At 67.8% G+C, this 17,579-nt stretch carries 11 protein-coding genes and 1 pseudogene; 3 read left to right on the forward strand and 9 right to left on the reverse strand.

Going from position 1 to position 17,579, the window contains the following annotated elements; all coding sequences use genetic code 11:
- Positions 1-182: 182 nt before the first annotated feature.
- From PBV52_RS43935 to PBV52_RS43950, 4 genes are all read right to left on the reverse strand, one after another.
- A complete protein-coding gene (locus tag PBV52_RS43935) occupies positions 183-761 on the reverse strand; it encodes a DUF3060 domain-containing protein (protein WP_274246901.1) in 579 nt (192 codons plus the stop codon).
- A gap of 140 nt (positions 762-901) precedes the next feature.
- Positions 902-1,282 carry a helix-turn-helix domain-containing protein gene (locus PBV52_RS43940; RefSeq protein WP_274246903.1) on the reverse strand — a complete coding sequence of 127 codons (381 nt, stop codon included), beginning with the start codon at positions 1,280-1,282 and terminating at the stop codon, positions 902-904.
- 151 nt (positions 1,283-1,433) lie between these two features.
- Positions 1,434-2,966, reverse strand: a complete 1,533-nt coding sequence (locus PBV52_RS43945; RefSeq protein ID WP_274246905.1) for an MFS transporter — start codon at positions 2,964-2,966, stop codon at positions 1,434-1,436.
- 1,461 nt (positions 2,967-4,427) lie between these two features.
- Positions 4,428-5,057, reverse strand: a complete 630-nt coding sequence (locus PBV52_RS43950) for an NAD(P)/FAD-dependent oxidoreductase (RefSeq protein ID WP_274246907.1) — start codon at positions 5,055-5,057, stop codon at positions 4,428-4,430.
- Between the two features lie 325 nt (positions 5,058-5,382).
- Here PBV52_RS43950 and PBV52_RS43955 point away from each other — a divergent pair.
- Positions 5,383-5,541, forward strand: a pseudogene (locus PBV52_RS43955) (hypothetical protein); the annotation flags it as partial.
- A gap of 497 nt (positions 5,542-6,038) precedes the next feature.
- Here the strand turns inward: PBV52_RS43955 and PBV52_RS43960 are convergent.
- From PBV52_RS43960 to PBV52_RS43980, 5 genes are all read right to left on the reverse strand, one after another.
- Positions 6,039-8,045 carry a beta-galactosidase gene (locus tag PBV52_RS43960; RefSeq protein ID WP_274246909.1) on the reverse strand — a complete coding sequence of 669 codons (2,007 nt, stop codon included), beginning with the start codon at positions 8,043-8,045 and terminating at the stop codon, positions 6,039-6,041.
- A 220-nt stretch (positions 8,046-8,265) separates the two neighbouring features.
- Positions 8,266-10,290 carry a TIM-barrel domain-containing protein gene (locus PBV52_RS43965; protein WP_274246910.1) on the reverse strand — a complete coding sequence of 675 codons (2,025 nt, stop codon included), beginning with the start codon at positions 10,288-10,290 and terminating at the stop codon, positions 8,266-8,268.
- A gap of 411 nt (positions 10,291-10,701) precedes the next feature.
- A complete protein-coding gene (locus PBV52_RS43970) occupies positions 10,702-11,523 on the reverse strand; it encodes a carbohydrate ABC transporter permease (protein WP_274246912.1) in 822 nt (273 codons plus the stop codon).
- The gene (locus tag PBV52_RS43975; protein ID WP_306801469.1) at positions 11,523-12,551 is read right to left on the reverse strand and encodes a sugar ABC transporter permease; all 1,029 of its coding nucleotides are present in this window, start codon (positions 12,549-12,551) and stop codon (positions 11,523-11,525) included. Before PBV52_RS43975 ends, PBV52_RS43970 begins: the two co-directional genes overlap by 1 nt.
- On the reverse strand, positions 12,548-13,900 hold the full coding sequence (locus PBV52_RS43980; protein WP_274246914.1) for an extracellular solute-binding protein: 1,353 nt from the start codon (positions 13,898-13,900) through the stop codon (positions 12,548-12,550). The genes PBV52_RS43975 and PBV52_RS43980 overlap by 4 nt, the downstream gene beginning before the upstream one ends.
- A gap of 556 nt (positions 13,901-14,456) precedes the next feature.
- On the opposite strand from PBV52_RS43980, the gene PBV52_RS43985 reads away from it, so the two are divergent.
- Entirely contained in the window at positions 14,457-15,968 is a 1,512-nt protein-coding gene (locus tag PBV52_RS43985) for an alpha-N-arabinofuranosidase (RefSeq protein WP_274246916.1), read from the forward strand.
- A 57-nt stretch (positions 15,969-16,025) separates the two neighbouring features.
- A complete protein-coding gene (locus PBV52_RS43990) occupies positions 16,026-17,564 on the forward strand; it encodes an endo-polygalacturonase (protein WP_274246917.1) in 1,539 nt (512 codons plus the stop codon).
- Positions 17,565-17,579 lie beyond the last annotated feature (15 nt).

Consider the following 17,579-nt stretch of genomic DNA (forward strand, 5'->3'; position numbering starts at 1 on the left):
TGCCACCGGTGATGCGGATGCCGACACCGGCGCAGTAGCTCTGACATGGTGAGGGTTCTGCGTCTGCGGGTAAACACGGCCTCGCCCACCGCTGTTAGCGATCATGCTGGCGAACGGCGTCGCTATCGGGAGACCGAACTCGACTGGCACTCGCGGCCCATCGGTCGTGTGCCCTGATCATGTCAGGGCCTGATCCGGCTCTCGTACTCCTGTCCGCTGATCCTGGCCACGGTGCAGGACCTGCCGTTACCGGAAACGGTGGGCTCCTTGCCCTCGGTGCCCTTGACCCAGCGCACGGTGACGAAGACGGCGCCGTCCAAACGGATGGCGCCGACAGTCTCCGCGATCACCGTGCTGGAGTTGCCCGTGATCTTGATGGTGTCGGCCGCCTCCACGGTGACCATGTTGAACCGGCCGCCGATGGTGACCGTTCCACATCGTCCGGTGAGCCCGACTGTGCTCGCCTGGCCTTCGATGACGACGTCGCGCCCTGTGCAGTCGGTGGCCCGCGTGCTGTAACTGCTGCCGATGGTGAGTGCCGTGTCACCGCCGGTGGCAGCGGCTGCGGTTGAGCCCGGGATGCTCTTCGAACCGGCAGCGGCCGAACCGGTGCCGCCAGCGGCACGCGCCGCGTCGGGGCTACCTGTCGCCGCCCCGGGGCTCGGGGCCGGAGCCGGTTCCGACGCGTTGTCGGAGCATCCGACCATCATCGAGAGTGCCAGAGCGATGAGGGTGCGGGAAAGCAGTGTCGCCTTGCGCATGGCGGGAGTTCCCTTTCGGTGGTGATTTTGCAGAGCGCCGGCACCGGGCGGCTGTGGATGTCGCACTGTCGTCGCTCCCGTAACCGCCGCTGCTTGCTGAACCTGCGCGGGAACGGAACTCGACGAGCTGGTACGGCCGGTCAGTCCGACGCTGGTGCGCCGGCCGCAGGGAAGTGCTCCTCCGCCCACACGATCACGGCAGCGAGGGGAATGAGGAAGGCATTGCCGTGCGGTGAGAGTGCGTAGAGGGTTCGCGAGGACGGGTCCGGCGGGACAGTTCGGGTCACGAGGTCAACCGTGGCCAGTTCCCGGAGGCGTTCGGCGAGCAGGCGGTCGCCGATGCCGGGGATTCGATCGCGAACCTGGGCGAAGTCGGCTGGACCTTTGCCCAAGGCCGCGATGATCAGGCCGTTCCAGGGTTTGCCCAGCAGGGCGAGGGCCCGATCAGCGGCCAGAAGGGATTCGGGCAGCCGCGGGGCGTCGGACCGGTGCTCCCGCTGAGTGCAGCGCGGGGTGTTCATGATGGCTGTTCCTTCTCCGTGGGCGCTTGGCAGCACGATGCGATGCCTCGCGCCCCACATCGTTCTGGCCGTCTTGAGGTTCGGTTGGGCCACCCGGCCGCCCAGCTGGGAATGTCGTCCCCGCGCAGGCGTGAGCTCGCCCTCCGCGAGGTCAGCCCATGTGGGCGGGCGCCGCGCCTTCCGTGTGCTGCTGCTTGCCGGCGTTCACGGCCAGGGTTGTGACCACTGCGCCGACCAGGAACATGGCGCCCGCGCCGACGAAGGCCATGGTGTAGCCGTGTGTCAGCGCCTCACTCGCCTTCGAGACCAGGCCGAAGTCCTTGGTGGCGAGGCCCCGGTACAGGCGGGAAGCCGCCTCGGGCAGCTTGTCGTCTGCTGCCGACGTGGAGATCGTTGACAGAACCGCGAGACCGAGCGCGCCGCCGATCTGCTGGGCAGTGTTCAGGAGCGCCGAGGCGACGCCTGTGTCCAGGTGGTCCACGCCGCTGACCGAAGTCACCGTCAGCGGGACGAAGGCCGCCCCCAGTCCTACGGCGGTGACGAACATTGCGGGCACCAGGTGAGCTGCGTACGAGGAGTCGGTCTCCAGGGTGGCGAACCAGAACATGCCTGCCGCCCCAATCGTCAAGCCCAGTGCGGCGATCAGCCGCGGTGCGAAGTGGGCAACCAGCTTGGAGCTGACGCCTGCGGCAGCGGACATGCCGATGCTGAAGGGCAGATAGGCGAAGCCGGTCTTGATCGCGCTGTAGCCCAGGACCAGCTGCATGTACAGCGTCAGGAAGTAGAACGTGGCGAACATGCTCGCACCGATCAGCAACATCGTGGCGTAACTACCGCTGCGATTGCGGTCCTTGAACATGCGCAACGGCATCATCGGGTCCGATACGCGGGACTGGAGGACCAGGAACACACACAGCAGCAGGGCGGACACTACGAAGGAGGTCAGCGTCAGGCCGTTCGCCCAACCGTGTTCCCCGCCTCGGGTGATGGCGTAGACGAGGGCGATCAGGCCACCCGTGCCCGTGATCGCGCCGGGGATGTCCAGGCGGCCGGGGTGGCGTTCGGCCTCGACCAGGCTCTTCGTTCCGGCGAGGACAGCCAGGCCGATGGGGATGTTGATGAAGAACACCCAGCGCCAGCTGAGGGCGTCGGTCAACGTACCACCCAGCAGCATTCCGACCGTGGCGCCGACGCCACCCATAGCCGCATACACACCCATGGCCGTGTTGCGTGACCTGCCCACCGGGAAAGTGGTGGTGATCAGAGCCAGCGCGCTGGGAGCGGCAATCGCGGCGCCGACCCCCTGCAACACTCGGCCGCCGAGCAACAGCCCTTCGTTCGGGGCGAGTCCGCCCAACAAAGAGGCCAGGGTGAATATGAGGATGCCGATCTGAAACATCCGCAGTCGTCCGAACAGGTCGCCGGCCTTGCCTCCGAGCAGGAGCAGGCCGCCGAAGGCGAGGGCGTAGGAGTTGACGATCCAGGCCAGATTCGCGTCGGAGACGCCGAGGTCGGTCTGGATGGCGGGCAGGGCGATGTTGGTGATGGTGCCGTCAAGGACCATCATCAGCTGGGCCGCGGCGATCACGAAGAGCGCTATGCCGAGGTGTCGGTTGCCCGGGGACGCCCCAGTCGCATCGGCACCCGCCTGAGCGGGAGTGGTGATCGTACTGTCGGCAGACAACGGAGAACTCCTTAAGGACAGCCAGAAGGTGCGGTAATTCCACGGGAGCGAGAAAGAGAAGTGGAACATCAATTGAAGTTCCGGGAGATTCCAGACAGTGGGTTGGGCATGACAGTGGGCGCTGCTGTCAAGCTCTGTTGCCCGATTGTCAATAGAGCTGGACGCGGCACACAGGCCCGTCTCGGGACCGAATGAACCGTAACACCTCGGTTCTCGACGACGGGCGCCCTCCCTTATGTGATTGTTTTCGCGCTTGACGGGGGCGACGGATTTGTGATCGAGCGGCAAGATATCGAAATTGCTCGAGCATGAATAGGTGATGCTGTCAAACGCAGAATCGCTTCCGCAGTTGTTGTATACGAACACCGGCGACCGCCGCGCTGAGGTCGGCCGTGGTCGGGCGGGAGCTGGACTGTGCGTGCGGCGCGACACGCGTGAAACTGAAATCCGCTGCCAACAGCGGGCGAGCCAGGGGTCCACCGCTTTGCCGGAAGGAGCTCGATGGCTGGCGCACGGCCCAGGCGTGCGGACACTTCCCCACCGAGAGTGTCGCCTTCAAGTTCCTCTACGTGGCCACTCTTGCCTGGCCCCACCGGCCGCGGCCGCCGACGCCGGAACAACCGTTGGAATGCCGCACTCAACGAGTTCGACGTCCTCTTCGGCGGCCGCCTTGCCGCTACACGAGCGTAGACCGATCAGCCCTTCGAATAACGTTGCTGAGAGATCACGAAATTTCCGGACAGGGATCCAGCAGGGTCTTCCTGAAACAGGAAATGAGGAAGAAATGGCGTCGCCCTCAGACCAAAAGGCGAACTACACGTGATTCCTGATAGGCCCGTCCCAACGTGACATCAGCAGCACCTGGAGATCGATCCGAACGGGCCGGAACCAGGCCCTGAACCGATCGAAGCTTCTCGCCCCCGTGGTCGAGACCCGGCCCCGTACCGGTGTCGCGGCGTCCACGCGCGGCGCCGATGTCGAGGCACCCGCCATGACTGACGACGCCGGACGTGTCTGAGCACCTGCTCGCGGAAGGTGTGTCGGCTGCCGCGCGTGTGACACACCAGACGCCGAGACGACTTCGCCTGCGATATCGGAAACCCGAAGAACTCCACGTAACGGATGCCGAGGAACTCCGAGCCTCAGGGAAGACAAGGAAGCCCTCGGCGGAGCCCTGCACCAAGGCGTGACCGAGAACCGGCACCTGCGTCAACAACTCGACGGCCGCCATGCGGACATCGGCCGACTGCCGACGTAGGTCCCTCTCGGTAGGTAGCAGACCCTGTGCCGCCGACAGCCGGGCTGAGGTTTTGTTCTCACCCCGGCTGTCGGTTCTCATCGGTGCCGAGGCTCAGCGTTTGCTGAGTGCTCTGACACCGATGGTCGTCGGCCTCGTGCGTGCCCGCCCCGCTGAGCGTGGCCGCGCGGGAGCTGCCTACTGGGGCAGCGGCAGGTGGCCGATCACCTTCTCGCCCACCGCCGCGGACATCCGAAGAGCCTTGTACCCGTAGTCCCGCATGGCCTCTTCATGGGCGCCGATGCGTCTGCGACGCCCCTCTCACCCCGCGCGGCGGCGCGCAGTTCTCCTCCCTGAACGTGTGCGTCGCGCAGCGCGGTGTCGGCGCCGATGCCGCAGGACGGGCTCATGGCATGGATCGCGTCGCCCGCCACGGTGACGTTCGAGGGCTCCCAGGCACTGACGGGCACACAGTTCTTGGTGGCTTCGTCCTGGAAACTCGGCTCCTGGTGGCGTGCGGCCAGGTCGGCGACCCGCACCTGCGGCAACCTCTGGGCCCGCACGCCGGAGTTGATGCCGTCGGCGGGGATCAGTACGTCGGCCTCGACACTCTCAGCGTTGTCCAGGAGCACGGCGACGGTGCCGTCGGGGTTGGACCGGTATCCGGTGACCTTGGCACCGAAGTGCATGGCCTTCTCCAGGCCCAGGTAGAGGATCCGGCGCAGCGTCGAGCGGCACACCACCAGGTGCCCGGGGATGCCGGTGGGTACCCCGGTGCCCTCGGTGGCGGGCTTGTCGCGGCCGGGCCGGAGGTTGAGCTGCTCGTCGAACAGCAGCATGTCGTCGTTCGGCATTGCCGGAGGTCGCGGGGAACAGCTCCCACAGCCGCGACTCCACCGGTACCTCCGCCCTGCACGCCGCGCTGGAGCCGATGGAGGTGTCACGCTCGTAGACGGCCACGTCCAGGCCGTGCCGGTTGGGGTAGTGGGCGAGCGTCATCCAGGCAAGACCGCCGACGGCGATGACAATACGCGCCGCGGTCCAGCCGGCGTACGGACGCGGTCTTGATGATGGTGGTCACCCCTCGTTCCTCTCCAGTCCACGGTCGTGCGTCGATCGACACCAGGTCGCGTCCCGGTGAATGGGTGCCCTCCGGCGTGCAGCTTTACCTTGCACTCCCTCGACGTGCCCACCGACTGCCCGCAGCGCGACGAGCGCCTGGGCTGGACCGGCGACGCCCAGGTCTTCGCACCCACCGGCGCCTTCCTGTACGACGTCCGGGACTTCCTCGCCTCCTGGCTGCGGGACCTGGCCGCCGAACAGGCCGCGGACGAGGGCGGTGCGCGGTGGAAGGTGAAGCGGGGCTCCCACTCCTCTGGCTCCGCGTCGCCCCGCAGGACATAGCGGTCGGTGGCCTCGGCGCCTCCCAGTGAGCGGGCGGACTGGTTCGCCTGCTCCGACCCCTCCCTGGAGCGGCTGCACGAGAACCTTGCCCGGCTTCAACGGTGGCACCCCGGAACCTGTACGGCTCGCGCACCGGCCTGCTCGCGGAGTTCAGGGGCGAGGGGTTGAGCCTGCCGTCGGTCAGTACGGCATCCCAGCGTCCCGGCGGACCGGCGGGCTGCCGGCGGGGAAGAGGACGGACGGGTCGAAGCTGCCGAGGACCTGCACCGGCGGCCAGGCGGAGTCGTCGAATCCCGGTACGCGGGATCACGTCGAGGCAGTTCTTCCCGGACCTCCACCTCGCACGTTCCGTGCGGAACAGGTCGCACGGATCGGCGCAAAGGAGTGCTTGTTTCTCATGTTCGAACGACAGTCCTGACGGGATCGTCCCGTCAGCCGTGCCGCGGCTCGCGCACCACCGCGATCTCTCCCGGTGCCAGCGTCACCGAACCCGGCGTCGCCTTGCCGGTGAGGAGTTCGACCGCGTCCTCGGCGACGGATACCGCAGCGCCGCGGCCCCCGTGGTCGATGAGGAACAGGTAGTCCGCGGACGGCGATCGGCGGCGCACCACCTCGACGCCCTCGGGTGCCGTGTGGACCGGCTCCACTCCGGCCTCGGTGTACACCGTGGTGAGGAGGGACGCGAGGGTGGCCGGGTCAGGGTGCGTGGCCAAGTACCAGGCCGTGCCGTCGCCGTACGTGTTCCGGGTCGCGGCGGGGACGCCCGTCATCAGCCCGTCGGTGTACGTCGTCACCGCCTCCGCTCCCGCCAGGCGCAGGCGTTCCGACCACAGTGAGCCCGTACCGCCCCCGCTCAGTCCGATCGTCTCGCCGGGCTGGAGCGGGAAGTACTCGTCCGAACTGACGCCCAGCACCTCGCGGAACGCTCCGGGGTAACCCCCCAGCCGGACATGGCAGTTCTGGTCGACAGCTCCGCTGTGGAAGCCGACCGCGAGGGCGCCGCCCCGCTCAGTGAACCCCGCCAGGTTCGCCGCGCCCTTGTCGTCGACCAGGTACAGGCCCGGAACCAGGACCAGCCGGTACGACGACAGGTCCGCGTCCGGGCGTACGAAGTCCACGGCGACGCCCGCCCGCCACAGCGGCTCGTACCAGGAGCGCACCAGGTCCACATAGCGCAGTTGGCTGTTGGGCTGGGCGGGGAACTCCAGGGCCCAACGGGCGTTCCAGTCCCAGGTGATGGCCACCTCGGCGGTGCCGGTGCTGCCGCGCACCTCGGCCAGCGCCCCGAGGTCGGTGCCCAGTCGGACCACGTCCCGCCAGATCTGGCTGTCGGTGCCGGCGTGCGGAACCATGGCCGAGTGCCACTGTTCGGCGCCGGCCTTCGACGCCCGCCACTGGAAGAACGCGATGCCGTCCGCGCCGTGGGCCACGTGTGCGAGGGCGTTGCGGCGCAACTCGCCAGGCGTTTTCGGCCGGTTGACGGTGTGCCAGTTCAGCGCGCCGGTGGAGTGCTCCATCAGGAACCAGGGGCCGCCCGCCAGCGACCGCATCAGGTCGCTGCTCAGCGCGATCTCGGTCTCCGGCTCGGGGTCGGTGGACATCGTGTAGTGGTCGTTCGCCACCACGTCCAGCTCGGGCGCCCAGCGCCAGTAGTCCAGCGCGTCGGTGATCGCCATGAGGTTGGTGGTGACCGGAGTGGCGGGGGTCGTCTCCCGCACCAGATCCCGCTCCGCCTTGTACAGCGACAGCAGTTCGTCCGAGCAGAAGCGGCGCCAGTCCAGCAGGTTGGACGGGTTGGGGCCGGCGGCGCTCGCCCGTGGGGGCAGGATCTCGTCCCAGTCGTAGTACCACTGGCCCCAGAAGGTGGTGCCCCAGGCGTCGTTCAACGCCGCCAGGTCGTCGGCGTACCTCGTACGCAGCCAGGCCCGGAACGCCGCCGCGCTGGTGTCGCAGTAGCAGGCGCTGTTGTGGCAGCCGTACTCGTTGTGGATGTGCCACATCGCCAGCGCCGGGTGGCCGGCGTACCGCTCGGCGAGTGCGCGCGTGATGCGCAGGGCGGCCTCGCGGTAGACGGGGCTCGACGGGCAGAGCGTCTGGCGGCTGCCGTACGAAAGCCGGCGGCCCTCCTTGTCGACCGGCAGCGCATCCGGGTGGGCACGGTAGAACCACGCCGGGGGCGCCGCGGTCGGGGTCGCGAGGTCGGCTGCGATGCCGTTCTCGTGCAGCAGGTCCAGGATCCTGTCCATGCGCGAGAAGTCGTACACGCCCTCCGAGGGCTCCAGCAGGGCCCAGGAGAAGATGCCGACGCTGACGATGTTGACGCCGGCCTGGCCCATGAGGCGCATGTCCTCGACCCACACCTCCTCGGGCCACTGTTCGGGGTTGTAGTCGGCGCCGTAGGCGATGCCGGGGACGGAGAGGACGGGGCGCGTGGTCATGGTGCGGCTCCGGGATCGGCAGAGTCGGTTACTTGGGTCGGGACGTGGCGGTGCCGGTGACGAAGGCATGCCGCAGGGTCAGGAACAGGGTCAGCGAGGGCACGACGCACCGGAGCCGACGGCGGCGGCCAGGCAGCGGCGCCGGTCGAGGGCAGGGTGTGTGCGAGGAGGACGGCGCTGGGAGTCGCGGCGTCACCGGCGGCCCGCTCGTCGGGCTCCTTCACCCACGTGCAGCTCCCGCCTGGAACTCCTTGAACGCGTCCGTGACGGCGGCGCCTTCGCGGACGAAGACGGGGATGCGGTCCAGTGGCGCGGTGGCGTCGAGCGTGGTGCCGCCTCCGTGGAGCTTGCCGGTTGCGGTGTCGGTCCAGCGGGCGCCGGCTGGGAGGTGGACGGTGCGGCTGCGGGCGCCGGCTGCTGCGACCGGCGCGACGAGGATGTCGGGTCCGAGGAGGAACTGGTCGTCGACGGTCCAGGCGTGCGCGTCCTCGGGGAAGCCGAAGAACAGGGGACGCATCACCGGCGACCCGGTGCGGTGTGCCTGTTCGGACAGCTCAAGTAGGTAGGGGCGCAGGCGCTCGCGCAGCCGCAGGTGCGCGGTCAGGATGGGGTATGCCTGTGGGCCGTATGACCAGACCTCGTTCGGTCCACCGGTCATGTCCGCGGAGAAGGTGGGGTGGTTCGGCGCACGGTCGCCGTGCAGTCGCATGATGGGGCTGAAGGTGCCGTACTGGAACCATCGGACCAGTACTTCCTGGTATGCCGGGTCGGTGGGGTCGCCGCCGAGGAAGCCGCCGATGTCGGTGTGCCACCACGGGATGCCGCTCATCGCGACGTTCAGCCCGGCCCGGATCTGCTGGGCCAGTGACTCGAAGGTGGGCTTGATGTCGCCGGACCACAGTGCGGCGCCGTAGCGCTGGCTGCCTGCCCAGGCTGAGCGGACGAGGCTGAGCGGGCGCTCGTCGCCGGACTCGGTCAAGCCTTCGGCGACGGCACGGGCGACCAACTTCCCGTAGAGGTTGCTCACCTGGACACCGGGGCCCGCCGAGTAGTCAGCGCGGGCGGCCAGTTCGAGGGGCATGTCCGGCTCGCAGGCGTCGAGCCAGAAGGCGGAGACACCGAGCGAGTGGTAGTGCTCGCTCAGCTGCTGCCAGAGGTGGCGGCGGGCAGCCGGATGGGTGGCGTCGACGTAGGTCATCGGCTGGTGGTCCGTGCCGTGGTCGCGGGCGGGCCAGGGGAAGGCCAGCAGGCCGCCGTGGCTGTCGTCGACGAGGAGTCCGCCGTCGTGCAGTGTGTGGTGGTTGCGGCTTCCGGCGTCCACGGTGGGCCAGACGGACACCGCCAACTTGACGTTGAGCGACTCCAGTTCCTTGATCATGGCGCCCGGGTCGGGCCAGTCGGCGGGGTCGAAGTCCCAGTCGCCCATGTGGGTCCAGTGGAAGAAGTCGCAGACCATCACCGACAGCGGCAGTCCGCGTTCCTTGTACTCCCGGGCGACGGCCAGGAGTTCGTTCTGCGTGCGATAGCGCAGCTTGGACTGCCAGAAACCGGCTGCCCATTCGGGCAGCAGCGGCGGGTGCCCGGTGGCCTCGGCGTATGCCTCCATGATGTGGGCCGGGGTGTCGCCCGCGGTGATCCAGTAGTCGATCTGGCAGGCCGAGTCGGCGACCCAGCGGGTGGCGTCCCTGCCCAGCTCGACCCTGCCCATCGCGGGGTTGTTCCAGAGCAGGCCGTAGCCGCGGGAGGAGTGCAGGAACGGGATGGTGACCACCGTGTTTCCCTGGACCAGATCGATCACCAGGCCCTTCTGGTCGAGGTAGCCGTGCAGATGCTGGCCCAGGCCGTGGATCCGCTCGCCGTCGTATGCCCCGAAGCGCTGCTCGACGCGGTGGCTGCCGTCGGCGAGTGGCGCGTAGGAGCGCGCCTGCGGGCACGCCTGGTAGGGGCGTTTGTCGCAGAGCAGCTCGCGGCCCGTTGCGCTGTGCAGGAAGCGCAGCGAGCCGTCCTCGTCGGCCTCCACGGTGAGGCGGCCGTTGACGATGCGGGCGCCGCCGTCGGCGTGCGCGGTCACCGTGGCGGCATGGGCGGTGACGGGAACGTCCAGGGCGCCGGGGAGCGTGTCGTCCGGAGCCTGGCCCGGGCGGGCGCGGACTCGTACCGACTGCGGCCCGCAGGGCTCGATGAGGAGGACTTCGTGTGGGGTGCGTCGTTCGAGTCCGCTGCCTTGTGCGGTGAAGACGTCCATGACTGGGATTCCTTCTCGGATCCGGAAGTTGACGGTGCTCGACGGTGACAGTTCGAATGCCGTTCCAGGAGCGGGGAGGCAGCGAGGAGGACAGCACGCGTCCTGGAACGGGCCGGAAGAAGGAGTACCGGAGCAGGGGAGTGCTTGCCACGAGTGCTCGTTCTTCTCGCCCGAGCAGCCCGGCAGCGGGCCCCCTCGTCGACCGCGTCCTCGGCACGGGTCACCTCAGGGCTCAGGAGCAGATGCCGACACCGACGAAGTCGGCGCCGGCCTCGCGCATGAGGCGCCTGTTCTCGGCCCACACCTCCTCGCGGCGTTGTCTCGGGGGTGCAGTCGGCGCCGTGGGCGATGCCGCGGACGGAGAGGAAGGGGTGCGTGGTCAGTGTGCTGCTCCGGGATAGGCGGAGTCGGTCACTTGAGTCCGGACGTGGCGGTGCCGGCGACGAAGCCGCGCTGCAGGATCAGGAACAGGACCAGCGAGGGCAGGATGTACAGGATGGCGCCCGCTCCGACGACGGTGTAGAGGCCGGTTCCGTGCTCGTTGACGTAGCCGGTGGCCATCTTCACGGCGAGCGTGGTGCGGTCGTCGTCCAGCAGCAGGGCGGGGGCGATGTAGTCGCCCCAGCTCCAGCTGAAGGAGAGGACCAGGCTGGTGGCGATGACGGGCCAGGACTGCGGGAGGAAGATCCGCCAGAAGATACGGATCTGGCCGCAGCCGTCGATGATCGCCGCCTCCTCCAGTTCCTTGGGCATGTTGGTGAAGAACTGCCGGAAGAGGAAGATCAGGTACGGCGCTCCGGCCAGCCCCCACAGCACCCACGGCACATAGGTGTTGGTCAGCCCGGCCTTGGCGAACAACAGGTAGGTCGGGATGAGGGTGATGATCTGTGGCGTCATCATCGTGGACAGCACCAGGCCGAAGATGATCCGCTTGCCCGGCCCGGTCAGCCGGGCGAAGCCGTAGCCGGCCCAGGCCGAGGCCAGGGTGATCAGCACCGAGTAGATGCCGGCGATTGTCAGTGAGTTGCGGGCGTAGCCGAAGAAGTCGAAGAGGGTCAGGGCGAGGTGGAAGTTCTCCAGGGTCGGGTGGTGCGGCCACCAGTGGATGGGCACCGCGCGCAGTTCGGAGGGGTCCTTGAACGCGCTGATCAGCAGCCAGCCGAAGGGGCTGAGCATGAGCACCAGGATCGCGACCAGGAGCATGTAGACGACTTTGCGTCGGGCCAGGACCATCAGTTGTCTCCGATCGTCCGGGGCTTGTTCTTCGTCTGTTCGGGATCGACGGAGTAGAAGACCACTCCCTTGCTCATCTTGAAGACGAGGAAGGTGACGGCCATGACGAACGCGAAGAGCACCCAGAGCAGGGCGGAGGCGTAGCCGTAGCGGCCGTTGGAGAAGTACTGCGCGAAGACGTCGATCATGATCAGCTGGTTGCTCTCGGGTACGGCCGCCACCCCTTTGGGGGTGGGGTCGACCGCGATGAGGAGCGGCAGGAAACTCTGCAGGGTGGCGATGATCTGGGTGACCAGCTGGAAGAACAGCACGGGGGAGAGGAGGGGGAGGGTGATCCGGGTGAAGGACTGCCACCAGTCCGCCCCGTCCACCCGTGCCGCGTCGAGCAGTTCCGCGGGGATGTCCTGCAGGCCCGCCAACGAGATGATCATGACGTTCCCGCAGCCCCACACGGTCAGCGTGATGAGCACCCAGCGGGCGTAGGGATCCTGCAGCCAGGCGAGTCCGTTGACGTCGAAGATGTCCAGCAGGCCGTTGGCCGAACCCGAGTCACGGTCGAAGATCAGCTTGAAGGTGAGGGCGGCACCGACCGGTGGCACCACGGCAGGCAGATAGACCAGTGTGCGGAACACGCCCCGGGCGCGGATCGGCTGGTTCAGAAGCACCGCGAGGAACAGTCCCGACGCGATCGTCAGCGGCACCGTGATCGCGGCGAACAGGCCGGTGCGGGCCAGGGAGGCCAAGGTGTCCGGGTCGGAGAAGACCTCCCGGTAGTTGGCCAGTCCGACGAAGCGGGCGTTCGGGGACAGGCCGTCGGAGTTCGTGAAGCTCAGCCACAGCGCGTAGCCCAGCGGGAAGACCGTCATGCCGAGGAAACCCAGCAGCCAGGGGCCGGCGAACACATAGAAGGCCCCGGCCCGGCGGGCCCGCAGCGAGCGGGGACGGCGCGTTCGCGTTGAGCCGGGCCGGGTGACGGCCGCCCCCATCGACGAACGCGCGTCCGGACCGGCGAGTTGGTCGGTGCTCACCCCACCAGCTCCTTGCCCCGCGCGAGCTGTTCGTTGATCTGGGAGTTGAGCATGTCGGCGATCTTCCCGGCCTTGCTGCCGGACTTGACCGCACCCGGCAGCACCTTGGTGAGTACCATGTTGAGGGCGTCCACCTGGGCGTACGGGCTGACGGGCAGCACCGAGAAGTGGGCCAGCTCCCGTTGCTGGACCTCGTAGGACTGCTTGTGGAACGCGGTGTCCCGCGGCATCTTCGAGCGCAGCGAGTTCAGGGAAGGGATGCCCCAGCCGGTGGTCGCGCGGTCCTGGGCGCCCTTGCCGCCGAAGTACCACTCGAAGTACTTCCAGGCGGTGTCCTTGTTCTTGGCCTCCTTGGGGATCCAGTAGCCGGTTCCGCTGAAGCAGGGGCTGACGCGGTGGCTGCCGAGCTGGGGCGCGGGGGCGAACCGCGAGACCTCGGAGATCTTGGCGTCGCCGCCGATGGTGCCGCCGAACCAGTAGCCGTCGGTGGCCATCGCCATACGATTTGCCTGGTAGGTGGGCCAGTCCCAGCCGTCCGGGTTGGGGTTGACGACGCTCGGGCCGATGTCGGCCTTCGCGTAGTCCAGGTACCACTGCAGTGCCTTGAGCGCTTCGGGTGAGGAGAAGTCCACCGTCGCCAGGTCCTCGGAGAACAGGCTCCCGCCGGCCGACGCGGCCATCCACATGACCTGAGTGAGGGGGCCGCCCAGAGGCGTGCCGCTGAGGCCGTACACCTTCACCTTGCCGAGCCGGCGCTTGACCAGGCGCTTGCCGAGGTCCAGCCACTCGTCACAGGACAACGGTTCGGTGTCGCTGGGAAGTTCCAGTCCGGCCGCCTCGAACATGTCGGTGCGGTACCAGAACATGCAGTCCTGCGAATAGTCCTTGGCCATGCCGTAGCGGGGGCCGGTGCCCTGCTTCTTGGTCGTGCCGTCGTAGCGCCACACGTCGTTGGCCGGGGCGAGGTCGGAGGGCTTGAGCGCGTCGCTCTTGGCGAAGTACGGGTCCAGGTCAGCCATCAGCCCGCGCGCGGCGAAGTAGGGCACGTCCGTCGCGCCGATGCCGCGGACCACGTCCGGCGGGTTCTTGCCGGCCAGCATGGCGTTGAGCTTGGTGACGTCGTACGTGACGATCTCGAGGTTCATGCCGAGCTCGCGTTCGGCGTTCTGCCTGTCCTTCTTGGTCCAGGCGGTGTCCATGACGGTGAGCGTCTCCTTGGCACCCTTGGCGCCGCTCCCCGAGTCGACGGAGGCGGCACATCCGGGCAGGGCGGCGGCCGAGAGAGCGGCACCGGCGGAGGCGGCCAGGAATCGGCGCCGGTCGAGGGAGCCTCTGGATGAAACGGGCATGACGATGAAGCCTTTCGTGCGGGTTGAGAGCAGGGGTGTGCTGGAACGGCGCTCCCGCGCGGTGGAGGACGCGCGGGGCAGGACGCCAAGTCGCCGAGAAGGAAGCGCTGTTGTGTTCCCGGTGGTGGTGCGCAGCCTCGTCGACTGCTGCCGCAACGCACCGGTGAGTGCTTGGCGTTGACGGACCGGTGCTTCGTCTGGGCGGCGTCACGCCCCGAGACGCCCGCCACAGAAACCGGTTGGGAGAATTTCGGCGAACGCTAGGTGTGGTCTTTGGGCGGTGTCAAGAGGTCGGAACCTCCCAAAACCGCACGGACAACCGGGCATTGACTCCGCCGACATGACGTTGGCGCAAGCCTCTTGACTCTTTCGGTGCGGCGGTGGCAGTTTTTTGTATCGCTACAGGAAACCGGTTTCTAAACGTTTCGACATCTCGAACGAAGCAGTCAGGGTCGGTATCCGCCGCGCCACTCCCTGCTCGCGACCCGGCACAACGCCCCGCAAGCCATCGCGCCCTCGCAGCACGCCCCACACACATCGACGCAGGAGTTCGTCCGTGCCCAACGCCACCGCGGTCATCAACCTCGACATCGAGGGCCCGACGATCAGCCGCCACCTCTACGGCCACTTCGCCGAGCACCTCGGCCGCTGCATCTATGGCGGCTTCTGGGTCGGGGAGGACTCGCCGATACCCAATGAAGGAGGCATCCGCCTCGACGTCGTCGAGGCGCTACGAGCCCTGAACATCCCCAATCTCCGCTGGCCGGGGGGTTGTTTCGCCGACGAGTATCACTGGAAGGACGGCATCGGCCCCCGCGAGCAGCGCCCCCGCATGGTCAACACCCACTGGGGCGATGTCGAGGAGAACAACCACTTCGGCACCCACGAGTTCATGGCCCTGTGCGAACTGCTCGGCGCCGAGCCCTACATCAGCGGCAACGTCGGCTCCGGCACCGTCCAGGAGATGAGCGAGTGGGTGGAGTACCTCACCCGCGACGGCGACAGCCCCATGGCCAGGCTGCGCCGGGCCAACGGCCGTGACGAGCCCTGGCGCGTGAAGTTCTGGGGCATCGGCAACGAGACCTGGGGCTGCGGCGGCAACATGCGCGCCGAGTACTCCGCCGACCTGGCTCGCCAGTACGCCACGTACTGCCGCGACCACGGCGACAACAAGCTGTACCGCATCGCCTCGGGCGCCTCCAACGACGACTACAAGTGGACCGAGACGCTGATGCAGCAGATCAGCTGCTTCGGCTGCGAGGCCGCCCCGAAGAACTTCTTCCAGGGACTGTCCGTCCACTACTACACGATCGCCGGCCCCTGGGAGGCCAAGGGCAGCGCCACCGACTTCGACACCGACGACTACTACCGCACGATGGTCGCGGCCCGTCGCACGGACCGCATCCTGACCGGCCACTCCACGGTCATGGACGTCTACGACCCCGGCCGTACGGTCGGCCTGGTGCTGGACGAGTGGGGCACCTGGTGGGACGTGGAACCGGGCACCAACCCCGGATTCCTGTTCCAGCAGAACTCCCTGCGCGACGCGCTCGTGGCCTCCACCCACTTCGACATCTTCCACAAGCACGCCGCCCGCCTGCACATGGCCAACATCGCCCAGACCGTCAACGTCCTCCAGGCGGTGATCCTCACCGACGGCGACGCGCTGGTCCTGACCCCGACCTACCACGTCTTCGAGATGAACAAGGGGCACCAGGACGCCGCCTCGCTCGCCGTGCACCTGTGCGGCGACGGCATCCGGCGCGCGGTCGGCGACGCGGAGCTGGAGACCCTGTCCGCCTCCGCCAGCGTCAAGGACGGTCACATGCTCATCTCGCTGTCCAACCTCGACGCCGAGGAGCCCGTCGAGCTGACGCTCGACCTGCGGGGCCGCTCCATCGGCGAGCCGACCGCCCGCATCCTGACGGCCGACCGCCTCCAGGCCCACAACACTCCCGGCACACCGGACACGGTCAGTCCGCGCCCCTTCGACGACCTCAAGACGACCGACCGGGGCCTCGCCCTGACGCTGCCGCCCCACTCGTTCGTCACGGTCAGCGCCAGCTGAACTGACGCAACGTCAATTTCCTTTCACTCAAGCATTTCAACCGGCAAGGAGCCGCACATGACGACTGACCTGACCCGTCGCAGAACCCTCCAGGCCGCCGGAGCCGCCGCCCTCGCCGCCGGCCTGTCCTCCATGACCGCCGGGGCCGCCCACGCCGAGGACACGGCGGCCGGCACGGACAACTCCGCGCCGAAGCTGGTCACCTACCCGCGGCCGGCCGATGTCGCGACCAACACCAGCTTCAAGGTGCGGGTACGCACCGCGCCCGACGGCGAGTGGCAGACCCTCGACATCTACCTGGCGCGGGTGAAGGAGATCAACGCCACCACCGGCTCCGGTCCGGTCCGCAACTCGTCGATGGCGTACTTCGACTTCCAGGGCTCCGTGGAGTTGGAGGTCACCTACCTCAAGGGCGGCACCACCAAGGCGCGGGTACGGCCGGACTCGCTCGGCATCAAGCCCGAACTCCTCGGCGACACCCTGCGGTTCACCCTCGACGAGCCGAAGGACATCGTCGTCCAGATCAACGACGAGGTCTTCGACTGCCTGCACCTCATCACCAACCACATCGACCCGAACCCGCCGGCCGCTGACGACCCGGACGTCATCTACTTCGGCCCCGGCAAGCACACGGTCGACGGCGGCATCCTGAACGTGCCCAGCGACAAGACCGTCTACCTGGCCGGCGGTGCCGTCCTCAACGCGCAGATCGACTTCACGGAAGTCGAGAAGGCCTCCCTCAGGGGCCGCGGCGTACTGCAGACGGTGAGCAACTCCATCGGCCACGTCCACATCCACCACAGCAAGAACATCCGCGTCGAGGGCGTCATCCTCCTCGGGTGTGGCCTGGGCCACGGGATGTCCGAGAACGTCCTGATCAAGAAGACCCGGGTGTTCACCTACGGGCAGTGGGGCGACGGCTTCCCCGTCTACTGCTCGAAGAACATCACCTTCGACGGCTGCTTCGTGCGCAGCTCCGACGACAGCTTCTCCATCTACGCCCACCGCGACCAGTGGTACGGCGACACCCGCGACATCACCATCCAGAACACCACCATCTGGGCGGACGTCGCGCACCCGATCCAGGTCGGCACGCACGGCAACAGCGACACCCCGGAGATGATCGAGAACCTCGTCATCAAGAACGTCGACATCCTCGACCACCGCGAGCCCCAGATGAACTACCAGGGCTGCATCTCCCTCAACGCCGGCGACTCCAACCTGATCAAGAACGTCCGGGTCGAGGATGTCCGGGTCGAGGACTTCCGCTGGGGACAGCTCCTCAACTTCCGGGTCATGTACAACACGAAGTACAACACCTCGGTCGGCCGCGGCGTCGAGGACGTCTACATCAAGAACCTCACCTACACCGGCACCCGCGCCAACCCGTCGCTGTTCCTCGGCTACGACGCCGACCACGCCGTCAAGAACGTCACGTTCGAGAACCTCGTGGTCAACGGCGTGGTCATCGCCGACTCGATGCGCAAGCCGCGCTGGTACTACACCACCGACATGGTGCAGTGGTACGCCAACGAGCACGTGATCAACATGAAGTTCCTCACCACCGCCGAGGCCGACGCGGCCGCCGCCTCCTGATCGCCCTCGCGTGCC

This window comes from Streptomyces sp. T12, assembly GCF_028736035.1.
GTDB lineage: Bacteria > Actinomycetota > Actinomycetes > Streptomycetales > Streptomycetaceae > Streptomyces.